This window comes from Pseudomonas sp. LB-090624 (assembly GCF_003205205.1).
Classification (GTDB): domain Bacteria; phylum Pseudomonadota; class Gammaproteobacteria; order Pseudomonadales; family Pseudomonadaceae; genus Aquipseudomonas.
Map to the genome: position 1 here is coordinate 272620 of NZ_QJRL01000004.1, position 20575 is coordinate 293194.

General features: G+C 61.7%; 15 protein-coding genes, 3 tRNA genes and 1 pseudogene. 10 read left to right on the forward strand and 9 right to left on the reverse strand.

Features of this window, described 5'->3' with window-relative positions; translation table 11 throughout:
- Positions 1-257: 257 nt before the first annotated feature.
- On the reverse strand, positions 258-731 hold the full coding sequence (locus DMX11_RS06975) for a Dps family protein (protein ID WP_110743817.1): 474 nt from the start codon (positions 729-731) through the stop codon (positions 258-260).
- A gap of 281 nt (positions 732-1012) precedes the next feature.
- On the opposite strand from DMX11_RS06975, the gene DMX11_RS26335 reads away from it, so the two are divergent.
- Positions 1013-1606: a cold-shock protein gene (locus tag DMX11_RS26335; RefSeq protein WP_110743818.1), complete on the forward strand. Its 594-nt coding sequence runs from the start codon at positions 1013-1015 to the stop codon at positions 1604-1606.
- Between the two features lie 83 nt (positions 1607-1689).
- On the opposite strand, the gene DMX11_RS06985 is transcribed toward DMX11_RS26335, so the two are convergent.
- Positions 1690-1896 (reverse strand): SlyX family protein, encoded by a 207-nt coding sequence (locus DMX11_RS06985; RefSeq protein ID WP_110743819.1) that lies wholly within the window; start codon positions 1894-1896, stop codon positions 1690-1692.
- A gap of 1 nt (position 1897) precedes the next feature.
- Complete coding sequence (locus DMX11_RS06990) at positions 1898-2317, reverse strand: HIT domain-containing protein (RefSeq protein WP_110743820.1); 420 nt, start codon at positions 2315-2317, stop codon at positions 1898-1900.
- A gap of 690 nt (positions 2318-3007) precedes the next feature.
- On the opposite strand from DMX11_RS06990, the gene DMX11_RS06995 reads away from it, so the two are divergent.
- The 3 genes from DMX11_RS06995 to DMX11_RS07005 all read left to right on the forward strand — a co-directional run bounded on the left by DMX11_RS06995 (position 3008) and on the right by DMX11_RS07005 (position 7123).
- Positions 3008-4273, forward strand: a complete 1266-nt coding sequence (locus tag DMX11_RS06995) for an OprD family porin (RefSeq protein WP_110743821.1) — start codon at positions 3008-3010, stop codon at positions 4271-4273.
- A gap of 160 nt (positions 4274-4433) precedes the next feature.
- Positions 4434-6149, forward strand: coding sequence for a proline--tRNA ligase (locus DMX11_RS07000; RefSeq protein ID WP_110743822.1), 1716 nt, complete (start codon positions 4434-4436; stop codon positions 6147-6149).
- A gap of 20 nt (positions 6150-6169) precedes the next feature.
- Positions 6170-7123: a hypothetical protein gene (locus DMX11_RS07005; protein WP_110743823.1), complete on the forward strand. Its 954-nt coding sequence runs from the start codon at positions 6170-6172 to the stop codon at positions 7121-7123.
- A gap of 68 nt (positions 7124-7191) precedes the next feature.
- Here the strand turns inward: DMX11_RS07005 and dinB are convergent, their stop codons facing one another.
- Positions 7192-8250: a DNA polymerase IV gene (gene dinB / locus DMX11_RS07010; RefSeq protein ID WP_177410719.1), complete on the reverse strand. Its 1059-nt coding sequence runs from the start codon at positions 8248-8250 to the stop codon at positions 7192-7194.
- 221 nt (positions 8251-8471) lie between these two features.
- On the opposite strand from dinB, the gene DMX11_RS07015 reads away from it, so the two are divergent.
- The 5 genes from DMX11_RS07015 to DMX11_RS07035 all read left to right on the forward strand — a co-directional run bounded on the left by DMX11_RS07015 (position 8472) and on the right by DMX11_RS07035 (position 13166).
- Positions 8472-8548 (forward strand) — tRNA-Met (locus tag DMX11_RS07015).
- Positions 8549-8684: 136 nt separating this feature from the next.
- Positions 8685-8761 (forward strand) — tRNA-Met (locus tag DMX11_RS07020).
- 133 nt (positions 8762-8894) lie between these two features.
- A tRNA-Met gene (locus tag DMX11_RS07025) sits at positions 8895-8971 on the forward strand.
- Positions 8972-9231: 260 nt separating this feature from the next.
- On the forward strand, positions 9232-11874 hold the full coding sequence (mprF, locus tag DMX11_RS07030; RefSeq protein ID WP_110743825.1) for a bifunctional lysylphosphatidylglycerol flippase/synthetase MprF: 2643 nt from the start codon (positions 9232-9234) through the stop codon (positions 11872-11874).
- Complete coding sequence (locus DMX11_RS07035; protein WP_110743826.1) at positions 11874-13166, forward strand: virulence factor family protein; 1293 nt, start codon at positions 11874-11876, stop codon at positions 13164-13166. The genes mprF and DMX11_RS07035 overlap by 1 nt, the downstream gene beginning before the upstream one ends.
- A gap of 38 nt (positions 13167-13204) precedes the next feature.
- On the opposite strand, the gene DMX11_RS07040 is transcribed toward DMX11_RS07035, so the two are convergent.
- Positions 13205-15115: a potassium transporter Kup gene (locus DMX11_RS07040; RefSeq protein WP_110743827.1), complete on the reverse strand. Its 1911-nt coding sequence runs from the start codon at positions 15113-15115 to the stop codon at positions 13205-13207.
- A gap of 235 nt (positions 15116-15350) precedes the next feature.
- On the opposite strand from DMX11_RS07040, the gene rimO reads away from it, so the two are divergent.
- Positions 15351-16682, forward strand: coding sequence for a 30S ribosomal protein S12 methylthiotransferase RimO (gene rimO / locus DMX11_RS07045; protein WP_110743828.1), 1332 nt, complete (start codon positions 15351-15353; stop codon positions 16680-16682).
- A gap of 71 nt (positions 16683-16753) precedes the next feature.
- On the opposite strand, the gene DMX11_RS07050 is transcribed toward rimO, so the two are convergent.
- The 4 genes and pseudogenes from DMX11_RS07050 to DMX11_RS26185 all read right to left on the reverse strand — a co-directional run.
- The gene (locus DMX11_RS07050; RefSeq protein WP_110743843.1) at positions 16754-17503 is read right to left on the reverse strand and encodes a hypothetical protein; all 750 of its coding nucleotides are present in this window, start codon (positions 17501-17503) and stop codon (positions 16754-16756) included.
- Positions 17504-17558: 55 nt separating this feature from the next.
- Entirely contained in the window at positions 17559-19187 is a 1629-nt protein-coding gene (locus tag DMX11_RS07055; RefSeq protein ID WP_110743829.1) for a DUF5666 domain-containing protein, read from the reverse strand.
- On the reverse strand, positions 19184-20029 hold the full coding sequence (locus tag DMX11_RS07060) for a DUF6502 family protein (RefSeq protein WP_110743830.1): 846 nt from the start codon (positions 20027-20029) through the stop codon (positions 19184-19186). Before DMX11_RS07060 ends, DMX11_RS07055 begins: the two co-directional genes overlap by 4 nt.
- Positions 20030-20228: 199 nt before the next feature.
- A pseudogene (locus tag DMX11_RS26185) lies at positions 20229-20575 on the reverse strand (hypothetical protein); the annotation flags it as partial.

Below are 20575 nucleotides of genomic sequence, written 5' to 3' on the forward strand. Positions count from 1 at the left end.
CAGGTGGCCTATGAAGCGCTGACGGGCGAGCTTAAAGCAGCGGCAAAATGTTCCTGCACAAAAAGCAAAACCTGCCGGATTGTCACACCTTTGGGCAGGTTGACCAGGCTGGAGCAACTGGCTTGCTCACTTTCTAGAATCCGGGCATCCCGTGGGAGCGGGCTTGCCCCGCGAACACGGGCAAAGCCCGTGCCATCCATCGCAGCGCCTGCTTCGCGGGCAAACCCGCCCCCACAGGGTTACATTCCCCCGAACAATTACTTGCCGTCGAGCAGCACCCGCAGCATCCAGGCGGTTTTCTCGTGCACCTGCATGCGCTGGGTCAGCAGGTCGGCAGTCGGCTCGTCACTGACCTTGTCCACCACCGGGAAAATGCTGCGAGCGGTACGCACCACGGCTTCCTGCCCCTGCACCAGCTGGCGGATCATCTCTTCCGCAGCCGGCACTCCTTCCTCCTCCTTGATCGACGAGTGCCGCGCATAGAATGCGTACGACCCCGGTGCCGGGAAGCCGAGCGCACGGATCCGCTCGGCGATCGAGTCGACCGCCAGTGCCAGTTCGGTGTACTGCTCTTCGAACATCAGGTGCAGGGTGCGGAAGGACGGGCCGGTGACGTTCCAGTGAAAGTTATGGGTTTTCAGATACAGCACGTAGGTATCCGACAACAGGCGGGACAGCCCATCGACGATGGACTTGCGATCTTCTTCACTGATACCGATATCGATTGCCATGAAGTTCCCCTTTCCATAAGGCTTGAGACTCAAGCGGGCGCCGACCACTGTAGCAACACTTGGCGCATGCCGCATGTGACATGGCGCAACACATCGGCCGCCGGGCGGCCCGCGGTTTGAGTAGCCTGCGGCTTTACTGTTAAATAGGCAGCGTGCCACCCGTGCGGACTGTCATTGCCGGGTGCATAGGCTGGCTTGCCACGTGTTCGCGCTCTACACCTCATGCGCACCGTGCTGCCAGCTCTTCCTGTGATCGGCCTAATCAACTGTGAGCCAACCCCATGTTCAAGATCGTCCATCTGGTGACGGGCGTGGCAGCCTTGCTGCTATCGCTCATACCCAGTCTGAAAACCGATGCAACACCCTTCCTGCAGCAACCCGACGCGGTCTACCTGGCCTTGCTAGGCCTGCTCAACCTGGTCCTGGCACCGGTCGTGCCTCTGTATTACCGCGGCGCGCGCCAGCAACTGCAACACCTGGCATGCGCCCTGTTGGTGGTGGCCGTGGTACTGCAGACCCTGACCCTGCTGGCGCGCCCGGAAATGGGCAACCTGGCGGCGCTGGTCTGCGCCACGCTGGCCGTAGCCCTGCACCTGGCGGTGGGTTTTGCCCGCAGCCCGCGCAAGGTACGCAGCGCCCAGCACGCAGCACAAGATGTCGGCAACCGGGATACCGGTACGGTGAAGTGGTTCAACACGTCGAAAGGCTTCGGCTTCATTTCCCGTGATTCGGGCGATGACATCTTCGTGCACTTCCGCGCCATTCGCGGCGAGGGCCACCGCATCCTGGTCGAAGGCCAGCGCGTGGAGTTCTCGGTGATGCACCGCGACAAAGGCCTGCAGGCAGAAGACGTGGTGGCAGTTACCCGCCGCTGACGACGCCAGCGGCGCCCAACCAGCCCTCACAGGTATTGCGCAGGCTTTGAGCGCGGCGCAATTCCTGTGGACGGGGCCTCGCATCAGTAATGCGGCGGCGGCGCTTCTTCCCCTTCGCTGCCGTACTGGCCAACCATCTCTTCGTAACGCTTGATCAGCTCGGCCATCTGCATTTGCAGGCGCTCGATCACCCGCCCCTGCTCGACCACCACGTCATTCAACGCCTGGATCGTGTCATCCTGGAACGCTTGGCGGGTTTCCAGTTCGACCATACGCATTTCCAGCGACATCTCAGGCCTCCTGATAGCCGGCAAGCTGCAGCCCGCGCAGGCGCTGGCGAATGGCTTGCAACTGGGCATCGGTGTACGCCACAGCCGGGCATTTGCCCCAAACCGGTGCCGGCCAGGCAGCATCGTCACGCCGACGCACGATCACATGCATGTGCAACTGGCTGACCACATTGCCCAGGGTGGCCACATTCATCTTGTCGGCGCCGTAGCTGACCTTCAGCGCTTCTGCCAGCAGGGTGGTTTCCTGCCACAACTGCTGCTGCTCGGCCGCCTCCAGCTCGAACAGTTCACTGATGCCGGCGCGCTTGGGCACGAGGATGAACCAGGGGTAATTGGCATCCTTGCTCAGCAGCAATTGGCACAGCGCAAACTCCCCCAGCACCAGAGAATCCTGCTGCAATCGCGAATCGAGGATGAACACGGGTTATCTCCTTCAGGCAAAACCATCCCGCTTCAGGCGGAAAACAGGGCTGCAAGGATACCTTGCACGTTCCCGGTAACACAGCGCTACTTTTCGCACCAAAATGAGGCCGACTGTCCACGCTCTCCACACTTGCGACCACACAAAACACTACGGATGAAGAAATTGCGGTAACACCTTGACTTGCATGGCAGCTTTTTAAATTTTAATGATTCTCGACACCAAAACGCCCTCAACCAGCCCTCACCCCGTGTTTACGGCACTTTCCGACCCCCGGTAGCAGGTTTTGTGAAAATTTCATGAACTGTTGCGAATTTTGAGCACGCTTGTTGCATTCCCTTCACGCCAAGTCGGCACGACATCTGCAACGTCAGATGCACGCGACAAATAACAACAGCGGCATTGGTTACCAGGGAATTTTCTGCCCCGGATCGGTAGTTACAAGTTCGTTACGGTAAAAGGTACAGCGTTGGGGTTGTACAGCCCTTGAACCGAGGCGTGATTTGCGACATGGAAATACCTAAAAGCGACATGGTGAAAAAGTTCCGCAAAGAGTACTTATAGCCATATCGCCAACAACAGTCAGCGTGCTATACATTTTCGCCGACATAACAAGAAAGAGCTGCCCCATATAACTAAAACACATGGACGCAGCGGTACTCTTCCTAAAAACCAAAGGAGCAAATCACGATGCGCGTGATGAAGTGGAGCATGATCGCCCTGGCCGTTTCGGCAGGGACCTCGCAGTTGGCAATGGCCTCGGCACAGGACGAGTCCAAAGGTTTCATCGAAGACAGCAAGCTGAGCGTCAAGACCCGCATGCTGTATTTCAGCCGTGACTTCCGCAACAACGAAGGCGGTCAGAGCCGCCGTGAAGAAACCGGCCTGGGCTTCGTCGGCACCTTCGAGTCCGGCTTCACCCAAGGCACCGTGGGTGTAGGTGTCGATGCCATCGGCATGCTCGGCCTGAAACTGGACAGCGGCAAGGGTCGTGCCAATACCGGCCTGTTCCCGACCGGTTCCGACGGCCGTTCGCAGGATGACTACTCCAAAGGCGGCGGCGCGGTCAAATTCCGCATCTCCGACACCGTGCTGAAAGTGGGTGACCAGTTCACCGCGCTGCCGGTCTTCGCCACCGATGACAGCCGCCTGCTGCCAGAAATCGCCCAGGGCACCCTGATCACCAGCAACGAGATCGAAGGGCTGACCCTGCACGCTGGCCATTTCACCAGCCTCACTGCCCAAGAACAAACCAACCGCGACAGCTTCGGCCTGAAAGAAGCCAACGTGGTCGGTGGCACCTACGCCTTCACCGACAACCTCAGCACCAGCCTGTACTACTCGAAGGTTGAAGACTACTGGCGCAAATACTACGCCAACGTCAACTGGGCGATGCCAATCTCCGACAACCAAGGCCTGGTGTTCGACTTCAACATCTACGACACCAAGAGCGAAGGCTCTGCCGAGTACCGCGCCTTCGATGGCGACAAGCTGGACAACCGCGCGTTCAGCCTGTCGGGCGCCTACAACATCGGCGCTCACACCTTCACCCTGGCCTACCAGAAAGTCACCGGCGACGGCGATTATGGTTATGGTATCGACGGTGGCGGCACCATCTTCCTGGCCAACTCCGTGGCTCGTTCCGACTTCAACGCCGAAGACGAGAAATCCTGGCAGGCTCGCTACGACCTGAACTTTGCCGAATACGGCATTCCAGGCCTGACCTTCATGACCCGTTATGTACGCGGTACCGACGCCAACGTCGCTGGCACCAGCAACGGCAAAGAATGGGAACGCGACGTCGACATCAAATACGTGCTGCAGGAAGGCCCGGCGAAGGACCTGAGCTTCCGCGTGCGTCAGGCCACCTACCGTTCTTCCGATGGCGTTTACTACGATTCCCCATCGATCGACGAACTGCGCCTGATCGTGGAGTACCCGCTGAGCATCCTGTAAGCCTGGCTTGCAGTGCCCCGCACCTGAAAAAGCCCGGCGATCACGCCGGGCTTTTTCTTGGCTGACAAGTGTCACCGCCTGGGGCATCCTGTACGCCTTCGTTTCCCCCCCGTACAATGCGGGGCTATTTCAACGTCTTAGGCAATCGACACGGCTAACCATGCGCACCAGTCAATATTTGCTCGCCACCCAGAAAGAAACCCCTGCCGACGCAGTGGTCATCAGCCATCAGCTCATGCTGCGTGCTGGCATGATCCGCAAACTGGCCTCCGGCCTGTACACCTGGCTGCCGATGGGCTTGCGGGTAATGCGCAAGGTCGAGGCCGTGGTGCGTGAGGAAATGAACGCCGCCGGCGCCCTGGAAGTGCTGATGCCGAGCATCCAGCCTGCCGAACTGTGGCAGGAGTCCGGCCGTTGGGAGCAATACGGCCCCGAGCTGCTGCGCCTGAAGGACCGCCATCAGCGCGACTTCTGCGTTGGCCCTACCCACGAAGAAGTGATCACCGACCTGGCCCGTAACGAGCTGTCCAGCTATAAACAGCTGCCGCTCAACATGTACCAGATCCAGACCAAGTTCCGTGACGAAATCCGCCCGCGCTTCGGCCTGATGCGTGGCCGCGAGTTCATCATGAAGGACGCCTACTCGTTCCATGCCGACCAGGCTTCCCTGCAGGAAACCTACGACCGCATGCACCAGGCGTACAGCAACGTGTTCACCCGCCTGGGCCTGGACTTCCGCCCAGTGCAGGCCGATACCGGCTCGATCGGTGGCAGCTACTCGCACGAGTTCCACGTACTGGCCGAGTCCGGCGAAGACGACGTGATCTTCAGCGACAGCTCCGACTACGCCGCCAACATCGAGAAGGCCGAAGCCATCCCGCGTGAAACCGTGCGCCCTGCCCCTACCGAGGAGCTGCGCCTGGTCGACACCCCGAATGCCAAGACCATCGCCCAGTTGGTGGAGCACCACGGCCTGCCGATCGAAAAGACCGTCAAGACGCTGATCGTGCGCGGCGCCGAAGCAGGCAAGCTGATCGCCCTGATCGTCCGTGGCGACCACGAACTGAACGAAATCAAGGCCACCAAGCTGGAACAGGTTGCCGAACCGTTGGTCATGGCTACCGAAGCCGAACTGCGCGACGCCATTGGCGCCGGTGCCGGCTCGCTCGGCCCGCTCAACCTGCCACTGGAAATCATCATCGACCGCTCGGTTGCCCTGATGAGCGACTTCGGCATTGGCGCCAACATCGACGACAAGCACTACTTCGGCGTCAACTGGGAGCGCGACCTGCCGGTACCACAGGTTGCCGACCTGCGTAACGTGGTCGAAGGCGACCCAAGCCCGGACGGCCAGGGCACCCTGGTGATCAAGCGTGGCATCGAAGTGGGCCACATCTTCCAGTTGGGCACCAAGTACAGCGAGGCACTGAAGTGCCAGGTACTGGGCGAGAACGGCAAGCCGGTGGTTCTGTCCATGGGCTGCTACGGCATCGGTGTTTCCCGCGTGGTCGCCGCCGCCATCGAGCAGAGCTATGACGACAAGGGCATCATCTGGAACGACGCCCTGGCTCCGTTCCAGATCGCTCTGGTACCGCTGCGCTATGAAACCGAGGTGGTCCGCGAGGCAACCGACAAGCTGTACGCCGAATTGACTGCTGCCGGCTTCGAAGTGCTGCTGGACGACCGCGACAAGAAGACCAGCCCAGGCATCAAGTTTGCCGATATGGAGCTGATCGGTATCCCGCACCGCATCGTCGTCAGCGATCGCGGCCTGGCCGAAGGCAACCTGGAGTACAAGCACCGCACCGAGCAGGACGCCCAGGCGTTGCCGCTCGATGAAGTGCTGACCTTCCTGCAGGCCCGCGTTCGCCGCTGATAACCAATGCACGAGTGATCATGTACAAGCGAAGTACCTTTACCCTTGGGGGCGCCGCACTGTGCGGCGCCCTGCTCGTCAGCGGCTGCGCCAACCAGATGTCCCAGCGCAGCGACCATGAGGAGCGCGTCGAGCGTAAACTGCTCGAGCACACCCTGCAGATCGATGTCGGCGAGCCGAAGGTGATGGAGCTTCCGCAACGACGTGTGCGCGTGCACGAGCAAAAGCGCTTCGAAGTCACCGAGTTCGAAGTCACCCGCAGCTATGACCGCTACACGCCTTACCAGCCCTGGCGGGAGGTTTACGAGATCCCGCTGGGCGCAGTGGCTGTGGTGGCGGGTGTCGGCGCCAACGTGGTCAACGTATTCGCCTTGGGCAACCTGCCGCAAAGCATTACCCACGACTGGTTGAGCTACGGCGTGGACGGGCTCAACCCGTTCATGAACGTGGCGTCCAACGGCCGTGCCCAGCAGAACCTGGCCGGTATCAGCGAGGTGCAGAAAGGCAAGCGCGAGGAGTCCACCAGCGTGCCCTGGAGCGAACGCCTGGTCGAGGTCAAGGCTGGCAAGATGACCCACGAACTGACCACCGACCGCAATGGCGTGCTGCGCCTGAACCTGCTCGACAGCCCGTTCTCCGAACAGAACCTCAACCACATCGGTACCTTGCACTTGCAGGTGCTCGACGAGGACAACGCGGTACGTGGCGACGCCAGCCTGCTGGTCAGCGCCACCCTGCGCAACAAGCTGCTCGAAGCCCATGAACTGATCTTCGATGACCTTGAAGATGACGATGTCGGCCAGTGGGTACACCGGGTCAAGCGCCTGTCAGAGCTGGGTCTTGAAGAAGAAGCCAGCGAAATGGAACAGAGCCTGATCGAACTGACCCGCAACGACCCGGAACTGCAGCAGGAGTTCTTGCAGTCGTTGACCAAGGCTACAGGGCGGCTGGTGGCTGATCCAGGGGTGCAATAACCCGGCTTTTCGCATAGCGTTGCGGGCTTGCGCGGTCGATGCAGCGGGGACCGCGCAAGTCGCCTTCTTTATATAGGCGGGAACAGCTCCAGCTGTTCATGCGCCCCGCGCAAGTCGCGCAACCTCACCCCCACCCCCAGCAAGCGCACCGGCTTGCTGCCGCGGGCGAATGCCTGGGCCAGCAACTGCCGATAACTCTCCAGATCCCGCCCCGCTCCCGCCTGCTCCATGGTGGTCTGGCTGAAATCATGGAACTTGACCTTGACGAAAGGTTTGTCTGGCCGGTAACTGTTGTCCATGCGGGCAATACGCTCGTTAAGGCTGTCCAGCAACTCGGGCAGCCGCGCCAGGCAACTGGCCAGGTCCGGCAGGTCGGTGTCGTAGGTGTTTTCCACGCTGACCGACTGGCGCCGGCTGTCGTTGTGTACTGCACGCTCATCAATACCCCGCGCCAGCCCCCACAAGCGCTCACCAAAACTGCCAAACTCGCGCACCAGCGCCAGCCGCGACCACTCACGCAACTCCAGGCAGGTTTCAATGCCCAGCCGGGTCAGTTTTTCCGCCGTCACCTTGCCCACGCCGTGCAACCTGGCCACTGGCAAGGCGGCGACGAACGCTTCCACTTCACCCGGCGTAATCACGAACAACCCGTTGGGCTTGCGCCAGTCGCTGGCGATCTTGGCCAAGAACTTGTTCGGCGCCACTCCCGCCGACACGGTGATATGGAGGGTGCGCGCCACACGCCGGCGAATATCCTCGGCAATGCGTGTGGCACTGCCGGCATACCACTGGCTTTCGCTCACATCCAGATAGGCCTCATCCAGCGACAAAGGCTCGATCAGCTCGGTGTAGTCGCGGAAGATCGTGTGGATTTCCCGCGAGGCCTCACGGTAGGCTTCGAAACGCGGCTTGACGATCAGCAGGTCGGGGCACAGTTTCAGTGCATGCCGCGACGACATCGCCGAGCGCACACCGTAGGCACGCGCTTCATAGTTACAGGTGGCGATCACCCCACGATTCTCGGGCGAGCCACCCACGGCCATGGGCCGCCCAGCCAAGCGCGGGTCGTCACGCATCTCGATCGCGGCATAAAAGCAATCGCAGTCGACGTGGATGATCTTGCGCAAGGACATGGATGACCGTCAGCACTGTAAATTCATACAGATAGTATCGCATGCGTCCTGTTTTGAAACAGCTCAGCGGCCCCGCCTGGCGATAATCGGCCTGAAAGCCCCGCCGTGCCTGAGCTGCACGCAGTTATCGAACGCTAAGGGATTGAACAAAAAAGGATTTTCCTAACTATTTGCTTGACATCGTGGAGCAAATCCGTAGAATTCGATCTCACAGGCGCGGGATGGAGCAGCCTGGTAGCTCGTCGGGCTCATAACCCGAAGGTCGTCGGTTCAAATCCGGCTCCCGCAACCAGATTCGAGAAAAGGCCACTGTTAACGCAGTGGCCTTTTTCTTTGTCTGCAGAAACTACCTGCTGGTAAAAAAGCGTTGAAAATCAAACATTAGCGCTTGACACCCAAGCTACAAACTGTAGAATTCGCCCCACTGACGCGGGATGGAGCAGCCTGGTAGCTCGTCGGGCTCATAACCCGAAGGTCGTCGGTTCAAATCCGGCTCCCGCAACCAGATTCAAGATAAGGCCACTGTTAACACAGTGGCCTTTTTCTTTGCCTGCGGAAAACTGCAGCAAAAAAACATGGGTAAATAAACACTTGGCGCTTGACACCCAATCACCAAGCTGTAGAATGCGCACCTCTGACGCGGGATGGAGCAGCCTGGTAGCTCGTCGGGCTCATAACCCGAAGGTCGTCGGTTCAAATCCGGCTCCCGCAACCATATTCGTCAGAACAAACCCCGCCTGTGTAACAGCAGCGCGGGGTTTGTTGTTTCTACCCTCCCTGCTTTTCCCCCCCCGATTTTGCCCGCCGTCCAGCCAACCCGCAGGCTTGAGGCGTCACACCCAGGATGAACTATCTTTAACCCTGCCAGGCCCCCGAAAGCGCCTGAGCCCGGAGTAACATTGGATACGTTTTCCAAAGGGACTTTCACTTGGCCGCACCTTTCCTTCACCTCGCGCTGCATGCCCGGGGCTATTCATGACTTCCCACAATCCCGAACCTCCGGTGCCACTCGCCTCGGCACTGCCGGGTGCAGTGCAGCGCCTACCCTGGCTTGAACGCCTGAGTCGCTACCGCCAGCCGATCGGCCTGGTGGTGACCCTGGTGCTGTTCACCATGGGGTTGATTGCCTGCCGCCACCTGCTGAGCGAACTGGACATCTATGCCTTGCACGATGCCATGCTCAGCGTGCCCGCACAGTCGTTGCTCGGCGCCTTCGTGGCGACCGTGGTGGGCTTCGTCATCCTGCTGGGTTATGAGTGGTCGGCCAGCCGCTATGCTGGGGTCAAATTGCCTGCACGCAGCCTGGTGCTGGGTGGTTTCAGCGCTTTTGCCATCGGCAATGCCATTGGCCTGTCGATGCTATCCGGCGGCTCGGTACGTTACCGCCTGTATGCACGCCAAGGCCTTGGTGCGGCGGAGGTCGCGCGCATGACCGTGTTTGCCAGCCTGTCGCTGGGCTGCGCGCTGCCGCCCCTGGCTGCCTTGGCAACCTTGAGCGACCTGTCGGCTGCCTCGACCGCGCTGGGCCTGCCTGCCGGCCTGTTGGCTGCTGTGGCCGGCGCCGTGCTGGTAGCGTCTGCCCTGTTGGTGGCTGGCTTGTATCGCCGGCGCCTGGCCGAACAACCGCTGGCCAACAACCTGCTGGTACAACTTGGCCGGCGCACGCTGCGCCTGCCGGGGGCACGCTTGGCTGCCCTGCAATTGCTGATCACTGCGCTGGATGTGGCCGCAGCCGCCACCGTGCTGTACCTGCTGCTGCCCGAAGCACCACCATTCGGCGCGTTCGTACTGGTTTACTTGCTGGCCTTGGCTGCGGGCGTGCTCAGCCACGTACCGGGCGGCGTCGGGGTGTTCGAAGCGATTCTGCTGGCAGCGTTTGCCGACCAACTCGGCGCGGCACCGCTGGCCGCTGCCCTGCTGCTGTACCGGTTGATCTACGTGGTTCTGCCGCTGCTGCTGGCCTGCGTGCTACTGCTGGCCAATGAAGCCCGGCGCCTGCTGTTCGCGCAACAGGCCATCAAGGCCGCCTCGGGGCTGGCCGCACCCATCCTGTCGATTCTGGTGTTCCTGTCCGGTGTGGTGCTGCTGTTCTCTGGCGCCACACCCGAAATCGACACCCGCCTGGAGCACATGGGCTTCCTTGTGCCACATCGGCTGATCGATGCCTCGCACTTCGGCGCCAGCCTGATCGGCGTGCTGTGCTTGCTGCTGGCCCAAGGCCTGCGCCGGCGCCTGTCTGCCGCCTGGCTGTTGACCACCGTACTGTTGCTGGTCGGCGCCCTGCTGTCGCTGCTCAAGGGCTTCGACTGGGAAGAGGCCTGCCTGCTGACCTTCACGGCCGCCCTGCTCGCCCTGTTCCGTCGCTCGTTCTACCGCCCCAGCCGCCTGTTGGAGCTTCCGTTCTCGCCGGTGTTTCTGGTGGCCAGCGCCTGCGCAGTCGGCGCATCGGTGTGGTTGCTGCTGTTCGCCTACCAGGATGTCCCTTACAGCCATCAACTGTGGTGGCAGTTCACCCTCGATGCCGACGCGCCACGGGGCCTGCGCGCCGCCATGGGCAGTGCCTTGCTGCTGGCGGCCGTGGCGCTGACCTGGCTGCTGCGCACCGCGCCACCCGTGATCCACCTGCCAGATGAAGCAGAGCTGCAACGCGCCAACCGTATCCTGCTGGCTTCCGAGCAGCCCGACGGTGGCCTGGCGTTGACCGGCGACAAAGCGCTGCTGTTCCACCCACGTGACAACGCGTTCCTCATGTACGCCCGGCGCGGCCGCAGCCTGGTGGCGCTATACGACCCGATCGGGCCGGCCCAGGAGCGCGCCGAAATGATCTGGCAGTTCCGCGACCTGTGCGACTTGCACCACGCCCGACCGGTGTTCTACCAGGTGCGCGCCGAAAACCTGCCGTTCTACATGGACATCGGCCTGACCGCGCTCAAGCTGGGTGAAGAAGCCCGGGTCGACTTGCGCCGCTTCGATCTGGAAGCCAAGGGCAAGGAAATGAAGGACCTGCGCTACACCTGGAACCGCGGTGGCCGCGATGGCCTGAGCCTGGAAATCCACGAACCGGGGCATGCACCGCTGGCAGAGCTGAAGGAAATTTCCGATGCCTGGCTAGGCGGCAAGAACGTGCGCGAGAAAGGCTTTTCCCTGGGGCGCTTCAGCGCGGACTACCTGCAACACTTTCGCATCGCCCTGATTCGCTTCCAGGGCCGCCCGGTGGCCTTCGCCAACCTGCTGGAAACCCATGGCAACGAACTGGCCAGCCTTGACCTGATGCGAGCGCACCCCGAGGCACCGAAGCTGACCATGGAGTTCATGATGATTGGCCTGATCCTGCACTACAAAAGCCATGAGTACACGCGCTTCAGCCTGGGCATGGTACCGCTTTCCGGCCTGCAGCCGCGACGTGGCGCACCCTTGACCCAGCGCTTGGGGTCGATGGTGTTCCGCCGTGGCGAACAGCTTTACAACTTCCAGGGGCTAAGACGCTTCAAGGACAAATTCCAACCGGACTGGGAACCCCGCTACATGGCCGTGCCGGCCGGGCTTGACCCGCTGGTGGCACTGGCCGACACCGCCGCCCTGATCGCAGGCGGCTTGACTGGATTGGTGAAACGTTGATGACCCGACGCTTTTGGCTGTACTTGCTGGTTCCCCTGCTGATGGCTGCGCTGGGGGGCGCGCTGGCGTTCTGGCTGTGGACACGCCCGGCCCCCGAGGCGCGCCTGGAGCAACTCAGGATCGATGACACCAGCATCACCCGCGTTACACCTGGTGTACACCCCAAGGCCCGAGTGGCCATCGGCGTGCCCCAGGAGCAGGCCCTGACCGACAAGCAACTGATGGACCTGGCCCAGGCCGGTGAGGCCCAACTGGTGCAGGTGATCCTGCCGCCGAACGACTGCAGCAAGCAGCAGCAGGCCATGGACCATGCGCTGAGCCAACTGCCGGAGAAACCTACGCTGGTCGCCGGTATCGGCCCCGGTGCCGCCCAGGCATGGCGCTGGCTGGCCAGCCAGACTGATGACAAGGCCCGGGCCATATCCGTGGACTTCACTGTCGAGCAACCTGGCTGCCAGGCGCCGCTGCCAAAATCCGCGGCCCATGGCCACTGGAACGTCGCCTGGAACGACAACCCGGATGACGCCAGCGCCGCTTTCGTGCGCGACCAGGCCAATGCCGAAACCAGCATCAGCGACTACGACATCCACCTGCCGCAAGTGCTCAAGTCGCAATTGACCCAGGCCCTGGTCGGTCACGACGGCAACGCCTTGGCCATCCCGGTAGTCGAAGTGCCGGCCGGGCAAACCACCGACACGGTCACCCTGTTCCTCTCCGGTGACGGCGGCTGGCGCGACCTTGACCGTGATGTTGCCGGCGAAATGGCCAAGCTGGGCTACCCGGTGGTAGGTATCGATACGCTGCGCTATTACTGGCAGCACAAGACGCCAGAACAAAGCGCGGCCGACCTGTCCGAGCTGATGCAGCATTACCGGCAAAAATGGGGCACCAAGCGTTTTGTACTGACCGGCTATTCGTTCGGCGCTGATGTGCTGCCGGCGATCTACAACCGCCTGCCGGTAGAGGACCAGCAACGTGTCGACGCGGTGATGTTGCTGGCGTTTGCCCGCAGCGGCAGCTTCGAGATCGAGGTCGAGGGCTGGCTGGGCAAAGAAGGCCAGGAAGCACCAACCGGGCCGGAAATGGCCAAGTTGCCGGCCTCCAAGGTGGTGTGCGTATATGGCGTGGAAGAGACCGATGAAAGCGGTTGCACCGAAAAGACTGCGGTGGGTGAACGCCTGAAGCTGCCTGGGGGGCACCACTTTGATGAAAACTACCCGGCGCTGGCCAAGCGCTTGATTGGTGAGATCGAGACACGCCAGGGTAAATCCAGCGTCGCCGAACAGAACTGACAATGATTGACAGGGGCCGCTTTGCGGCCCCTTGGCAATCAGATCTCGACCTGGGTCCCCAGCTCGATCACCCGGTTCAGCGGCAGGTTGAAGAAGCGCAGGTTACCGTTGGCATTCTTCAGCAGGAACGCGAACAGGTTGCCACGCCAGCGCGACATCCCCTCCAGCCGTGAAGCGATCACCGTCTCGCGGCTGAGGAAGTACGTGGTGCGCATCGGCGTGAAGTCGAGGTCATCCAGGTGGCACAGCTTCAACGCCGCGGGCACATCCGGCTCATCCATGAAGCCAAAGTGCAGTAGCACGCGGAAGAACCCGTCACCATACGCCTCCACCTCAAAGCGTTCGTGCTCCGGTACACGAGGCCGATCCTCGCTGACCACTGTCAGCAACACCACCTGGGTATGCAGCACCTGGTTGTGCAGCATGTTGTGCAACAACGCATGCGGCACGGCATCGGAGCGCGCGGTAAGGAACACCGCCGTGCCTTCGACCCGGTGCGGCGGCTGGATGCGGATACTGCTGATGAACAGCGGTAGCGGCAGTGCGCCTTCATCGATGCGCTCTACCAGGATCTGCTTGCCGCGCTTCCAGGTGCTCATCAACAGGAACAGCACACCCCCGGCCAACACCGGGAAGGCACCGCCCTGGAAGATTTTCGGCACGTTGGCGGCGAAGAACAGCCCATCGACGAACAGGAAACCTATCAGGATGGGCACCGCCAGCACCGGTGGCCACTTCCACAGCAGCAACATCACCGCCGACACCAGAACAGTGGTCATCAGCATGGTGCCGGTTACCGCCACCCCGTAGGCTGCCGCCAGGGCGCCGGACGACTCGAAGCCGATCACCAGCAGTACCACTCCAACCATCAGCGTCCAGTTCACTGCACCGATGTAGATCTGCCCCTGTTCGTCACTGGACGTGTGCTGGATATGCATGCGAGGGATGTAGCCCAACTGGATGGCCTGGCGGGTCAGGGAGAAGGCCCCGGAAATCACCGCCTGCGAAGCAATTACCGTGGCCATGGTGGCCAGCCCCACCAATGGCAGCAGCGCCCAGCCCGGCGCCAGCAGGTAGAACGGGTTGCGCGCCGCCTCCGGGTTTTGCAGCAGCAAAGCGCCCTGGCCAAAGTAGTTGAGCACCAGCGCCGGCAGCACCAGGATGAACCAGGCCCTGGCGATCGGCTTGCGGCCAAAGTGCCCCATGTCGGCGTACAGCGCCTCAGCACCGGTCAGCGCCAACACTACCGCGCCGAGGATGGCCACGCCCATGCCCGGGTGCACCACAAAGAAGTTGACCGCCCAGCCGGGGTTGACGGCCTTGAGCACTTCAGGGGTCTGCGAGATGCCATGCACCCCCAACGCGCCCAGCACCACGAACCAGGTGACCATGATCGGGCCAAACAGCTTGCCGATCTTCTCGGTGCCGTGCTTCTGCACCAGGAACAGCGCCACCAGCACTACCAGCGAAATTGGCACCACCCAGTGGTCGATGCCGTCGAACGCCAGGCCCATGCCCTCCACCGCCGACAGCACCGACACCGCCGGGGTGATCATGCTGTCGCCATAGAACAGCGAAGCACCGATCAGGCCACAGATCACCATCAGCGTACGCAACCGCGGGTAGGCCGCCGTGGCCCGCCGCGCCAGCGCGGTCAGTGCCATGGTACCGCCCTCGCCTTGGTTGTCGGCGCGCAGGATGAACATCACATACTTGAACGACACCACCCACAACAGCGACCACAGGATCAGCGACAGGATCCCCAGCACGCCATCATGGTTGACCGGCACCCCGTAACCGCCGGTGAAGACTTCCTTGAGGGTATACAGAGGGCTGGTGCCGATATCGCCATAAACCACCCCGACCGCTGCCACGAGCAGGCCCACGGACCGCGCCGCGCCCTGCTTCCCCTCGTGCCCGCCCTCAGCGTGACTGCTTGCCTGAACCATCGACCACTCCCGCAGACGGCCTTCACGGCCTTTAGTATTCACTTCGCCACCAGGCCCTCGAATGGACCTTGGCGCAACGGCGCGAAGCATAGCGCAGCGTTCGTCGTATTTCTGCTGGTCAAGCGACCGTGCGCTCGCTAGAATTGCGCACTTTTTGATCAGAGGCGCCGAAAGCGCCCATCAAGATCGCCCCCGATTCCGGCCGGGCGACCTGCATTCAATACCGAGGTTAGTCATGTCCACCACGCCCGCCACCCCCAAGGTAGGTTTCGTAAGCCTGGGTTGCCCAAAAGCCCTGGTCGATTCCGAGCGCATCCTGACCCAGCTGCGCATGGAAGGCTATGAAGTCGTGCCCACCTACGAGGACGCCGACGTGGTGGTGGTCAACACCTGCGGCTTCATCGACAGCGCCAAGGCCGAATCGCTCGAAGTGATCGGCGAAGCGATCAAGGAAAACGGCAAGGTCATCGTCACCGGCTGCATGGGCGTCGAAGAAGGCAACATTCGTGACGTGCACCCAAGCGTGCTGTCGGTCACCGGTCCGCAGCAGTACGAGCAGGTGGTCAACGCGGTGCACGAGGTCGTGCCGCCGCGCCAGGACCACAACCCACTGATCGACCTGGTGCCGCCACAGGGCGTCAAGCTGACCCCGCGCCACTACGCCTACCTGAAAATTTCCGAAGGCTGCAACCACAGCTGCAGCTTCTGCATCATCCCGTCGATGCGTGGCAAGCTGGTCAGCCGCCCGGTGGGTGAAGTGCTGAGCGAGGCCGAGCGCCTGGTCAAGGCCGGGGTGAAGGAAATTCTGGTGATCTCCCAGGACACCAGTGCCTACGGCGTCGACGTCAAGTACAAGACCGACTTCTGGAACGGCCGCCCGGTCAAGACCCGCATGCTCGAACTGTGCGAAGCACTGAGCAGCCTGGGGGCCTGGGTCCGCCTGCACTATGTGTACCCCTACCCGAACGTCGATGACGTGATCCCGCTGATGGCTGCCGGCAAGATCCTGCCGTACCTGGACATCCCGTTCCAGCACGCCAGCCCGAAAGTGCTCAAGTCGATGAAGCGCCCGGCCTTCGAAGACCGCACGCTGGCGCGCATCAAGAACTGGCGCGAGCAGTGCCCTGAGCTGGTGATCCGCTCTACCTTCATCGTCGGCTTCCCGGGCGAGACCGAGGAAGACTTCCAGTACCTGCTGGACTGGCTGACCGAAGCCCAGCTCGACCGCGTGGGCTGCTTCCAGTACTCGCCGGTGGAAGGCGCCCCGGCCAACGACCTGGGCCTGGCCGAAGTACCGGACGACGTCAAGCAAGAGCGCTGGGACCGCTTCATGGCCCACCAGCAGGCCATCAGCACTGCCCGCCTGCAATTGCGCATCGGCAAGGAAATCGAGGTGCTGATCGACGAAGTGGAAGAACAAGGTTCGGTGGGCCGCAGCTTCTTCGATGCGCCGGAAATCGACGGCAGCGTGTTCATCGACGGCGACCACGGCTTCAAGCCAGGCGACAAGGTACGTTGCCGTGTGGTGGATGCCGACGAATACGACATGTGGGCCGAGCCTGTCTAAAAACGGTTGAAGCCTGAAAAGCCCCTGCCCCGACGTCCCCACAGGGAAGCATCGGGGCAGGGGCTTTTTCGTCAGAACGTGTGAAACAGCATCAGCCCGCCCTCGGCATCCGGGCTGGCATCCGAGAAGCCCTTGACCGCATAGAGTTGGACTTTCCACTGCTGGTTAAGCTTATGGGTGAGGAACAGGGTCAGCTCCCGGATCTGCGAGCCGGTCGAGACCACTTTCTGCCGCCAATCATAGGAGGCGCCTGCCGATGTGCCGACAGCCACCGGCAAGGCGAAACCGAGGCTGGCGAAGATCGGGTCGTCGAACTTGCTGTCAGGCGGGTCGCCAAACTTTTTCCAGCCTAGTGTGGCGAAGCCGGTGACAAGGCCAAAGCCTTTGGTGATGTCGACCTGAGCGGTGTAATCGTACTCGCCGGTGCCCAAGCACTGGTCTTCATCAGCGGTGGGGAATTTGACCTTGCCGATCAGGTCCAGCATCAGCCCGCCGTCACTGCCGTCGAGCAACGCATACCCGGCACTGGCAACCGTATCGCCCAGCCCGCTTTCTACATCATGGCAACCGCCGGGCAAAGGGTCACCACTGGGGCCTACTTCAGGGTTGGTGATGTGTAACCAGGGCACGGTGACTTTGTAGGTCATGAGCCCAGCCTCATATTTGCCAACCACCGGGAGGTACCAGATCTCCGACGTGGTACCGGTGCCATAGTCACCGCTGGAATAGTCCAATCCCGTGGCGATGCTGAAACTATCGGCCACGGCTGAAGCACCGGTACATGACAGCGCGCAGGCGATAAGAGTAAGCGCAGGTCTCATCGGCATCTCAGTACCTGTTTGGCAAGTGTGATCGACCTTACCCCAGCCTAGTTGGCTACCGCCCCGATCGCTCTGGATGCTCTACTTTTTCGAGGGGCTCTACCTTTTCCGGCTTTTCTACTTTTTCTACTTTTTCGACCTTTTCGACCTTTTCGACCTTCTCGACCTTCTCGACCTTCTCGACCTTCTCGACCTTCTCGACCTTCTCGACCTTCTCGACCTTTTCAGGTTTCTCAATTTTCTCGACTTTCTCAACCTTCTCGACTTTGTCCGGTTTCCCGAGCTTCTCTACCTTCTCTACCTTCTCGACTTTTTCAACCTTTTCGACTTCGGCCTTCTCCACCCGATCGGAGCGGCCACTGGCGGTGTTCTCGCGTGATTCCACGGTATCTACCTGTTCGGACTTGCCAGACGTGTCAACACGGTCAGAGCTACCCCGCCCACTGTGGTCATCATTGCTTTCACTACGAACGTGGGTGGCATCGCTCGCGCCATGGCCGCTGCCACTGGAGCCACCACCACTAATGCCCTGCCCGCTGCCATGCCCTGAGTGCCCTCTGTCCGGATTCTCGGCACGGTCATCCTGGAACTCCAGGCGGGTTGCCTGCAGTTCATGGCTGCCATTGAGCACCCCACTCACCCGGACGCGTTGATCAAGCGCAAAGGCAGCAGGTTGCCTGCCGACAATCACGGTCTGGTGCCTCAGCGTCACATTAATGCCGGCGACCACCCATTGTCGCGCCTGTGTGCGCTGCACCAGTCCTTCGACCACAACTTGCCGGGCACGCCCAGCAAACGGCAGGCTCGGGTCTGGGCGAGCTTGCGCCACCTCCAGCTGGCGCCCCGTCCACTGGCCGCGCACCAGCAGCTCCCGAGCCGGGGCTATCCGGGTTCCCAGTTTCAGCCCCTGCAAGCTGCCTGGGCTATCCACTGCACCAATGGCACTGGCCTCTTTGAGGCCAGGTGCGCGTTCGATACGGGTCGCCACCACTTCGCCGCGGGCATCCCGCAGGCCACTGACCCTGACCGGCTCACCTGGGCGCAACCCTTCAGCTACCCGCGCGCCAGCAGCAAGCCGCACAGGTTGGCCCATGACCCGTAGCGGTGCCGAGGCATTGGGCAGCGCGGTCAACGGCCCTTCAAACACGTGGAGAATCGAAATACGCCCTGCTTGCAGGCCGCGCTGGGTGGCGAATGCCTCGACCGCCACCACCTGGCCGATCGCCAGATGGCCCGTGTGGGCAGGGGCACCGTTCTCACTCACCGGTACGTCCTTGCCGTAGTGCACTTCCATGCCGTTTACGCAGATTGAGGCGAACCCGGTGATGGTGCCAACGATACCCGTGCCGCCCGGGCCCAGGATTGGCGCACCGGTACCGCCCACCCCGCCTTGGCTGTGATCTAAGTAGATACCGTCCACACCTTCGGCAACCGCCCCCGTGCCGCCGGTGCCGCCGGGGCGTTGCGGAAGTGGCGCACCCGTTCCTCCGACACCGCCGTTTTCGCTGCGTACACCGGTCCCGCCAGTACCGCCTGGAAACTGCAGGCCTGCGGCACCGGCCATCCCCACTTCATCCCGGCTGACACACACCGGCGCTGCGGCCACCTCGGCAGGCGCCAGTAGGTTCACCCCGAAAACCAGAGCGCACGTGACGGCACTGAGGAAGCGCGCAAGAAGGGTCATGGGCCGGGTGTCTTCGACGAATCGGGGTCGGTAGCTTCAGTGTAGAAATAAAGCCCGACAGTAATGCGCTGACGCTGCTCTTCACTGGGCGTGTCGACGCTTTCCAGCTCCGCGGCAAGCCGGCTGAAGGCTAGCAGCGTCTGCATGCCGTCCTTGGCCACCACGTCACGCAGATGCTCGACGCTGGCCGCGCTCAGGGCATCATAGTGCACGCTGCGCTCAAAGAACGGCTGGCCCTCGCAACTCAGGTTGTGCACCGCAGCGCAGGCATGATCGTGCAGGTTGTGGCCGAAGTACGCCGCCTTCTCGTCAAAGCCCTTCTGTGGCACGAATGCCTGAGCTTCCAGGTGCACACAATCCTGCTCGTCCAGCCGCACTACACCCAGGCGCAACCACTCATCCAGCACCACCCTGCCCCGGATATCGGTGCTGACCTTGGCCACCAGGGCATCGAACGAGCAATCGCCACCCACGCTGGCTAGCCGGGGCAGCGGCAGCGCCTGGCCAGGCGCCGAGCAAAACGGTGGGCTCGTGGTCCAGACGCTGACCAACTGTGCGCCCAGGGTAATGTTTGCCGGCAGGGCCTCGGGCGCCTTGCCCGCATCACTGCGCAGCCGCCGGACATCCTTGCGATGTACGCCTGTAAGCAAGCTGATGCGGCTATCGGTTGGCGGGGTCTCGTTCAGGCGAAACTCATGATGGGCCACGTCGACGAACACTTGCTTGAGCAGGTCGGCGAACATTGTGTAGGTAACCCCTTTGCGCAGCATCAGGCGCACCAGCGGGCGCATGACACGCTGCAGTGCGCTTAACATTGACGGGGGCAAGGTAGGCGATTGCATTGAGCGCATTCCTTGACAGAGGAATCCAGCATACAACGCGGGAAATTATCCCACATAAACTGCAGGTACTCCCCGACAGGTACAAGAACAAACTGTCGGCGCTCATCGCAAGGACATGGTAATGGCCAGACAGGCCGGAAGCTGACCATGCAAAACCCGTCCGCTGTTTTTTGCATGGGCCGCTGCGAGTCAGCTCCAATCAGCTTCTGCTGTTGTCATCACCCGGTTCGCCACCCACATGGTTGCCGTTATCATCACCTGGTTCACCGCCAACATGATTGCCGTGGTCATCGCCAGGCTCACCGCCGACATGATTACCATGATCATCTCCGGGCTCACCGCCGACATGATTACCATGATCATCTCCGGGCTCACCGCCAACATGGTTGCCATGATCGTCACCCGCTTCAGCATGATTGCTACTGCGCCCAGCGTTCGAATTGCCGTCGTGGGCTCGGCCATCATGGCCACTGCCACTGTTGCCGGCATGACCACCACCTTCGCCGCCATTGCCGTGGCCACCGCCGCTTCCGCTTCCGCCACCAC

Bases quoted from the DNA above. Each gene is read 5' to 3' on its own strand.
- DMX11_RS06975 (WP_110743817.1), bottom strand. From the start codon at position 731: ATGGCAATCGATATCGGTATCAGTGAAGAAGATCGCAAGTCCATCGTC.
- DMX11_RS26335 (WP_110743818.1), top strand. From the start codon at position 1,013: ATGTTCAAGATCGTCCATCTGGTGACGGGCGTGGCAGCCTTGCTGCTA.
- DMX11_RS06985 (WP_110743819.1), bottom strand. From the start codon at position 1,896: ATGTCGCTGGAAATGCGTATGGTCGAACTGGAAACCCGCCAAGCGTTC.
- DMX11_RS06995 (WP_110743821.1), top strand. From the start codon at position 3,008: ATGCGCGTGATGAAGTGGAGCATGATCGCCCTGGCCGTTTCGGCAGGG.
- DMX11_RS07000 (WP_110743822.1), top strand. From the start codon at position 4,434: ATGCGCACCAGTCAATATTTGCTCGCCACCCAGAAAGAAACCCCTGCC.
- DMX11_RS07005 (WP_110743823.1), top strand. From the start codon at position 6,170: ATGTACAAGCGAAGTACCTTTACCCTTGGGGGCGCCGCACTGTGCGGC.
- mprF (WP_110743825.1), top strand. From the start codon at position 9,232: ATGACTTCCCACAATCCCGAACCTCCGGTGCCACTCGCCTCGGCACTG.
- DMX11_RS07035 (WP_110743826.1), top strand. From the start codon at position 11,874: ATGACCCGACGCTTTTGGCTGTACTTGCTGGTTCCCCTGCTGATGGCT.
- DMX11_RS07040 (WP_110743827.1), bottom strand. From the start codon at position 15,115: ATGGTTCAGGCAAGCAGTCACGCTGAGGGCGGGCACGAGGGGAAGCAG.
- rimO (WP_110743828.1), top strand. From the start codon at position 15,351: ATGTCCACCACGCCCGCCACCCCCAAGGTAGGTTTCGTAAGCCTGGGT.
- DMX11_RS07050 (WP_110743843.1), bottom strand. From the start codon at position 17,503: ATGAGACCTGCGCTTACTCTTATCGCCTGCGCGCTGTCATGTACCGGT.
- DMX11_RS07055 (WP_110743829.1), bottom strand. From the start codon at position 19,187: ATGACCCTTCTTGCGCGCTTCCTCAGTGCCGTCACGTGCGCTCTGGTT.
- DMX11_RS07060 (WP_110743830.1), bottom strand. From the start codon at position 20,029: ATGCAATCGCCTACCTTGCCCCCGTCAATGTTAAGCGCACTGCAGCGT.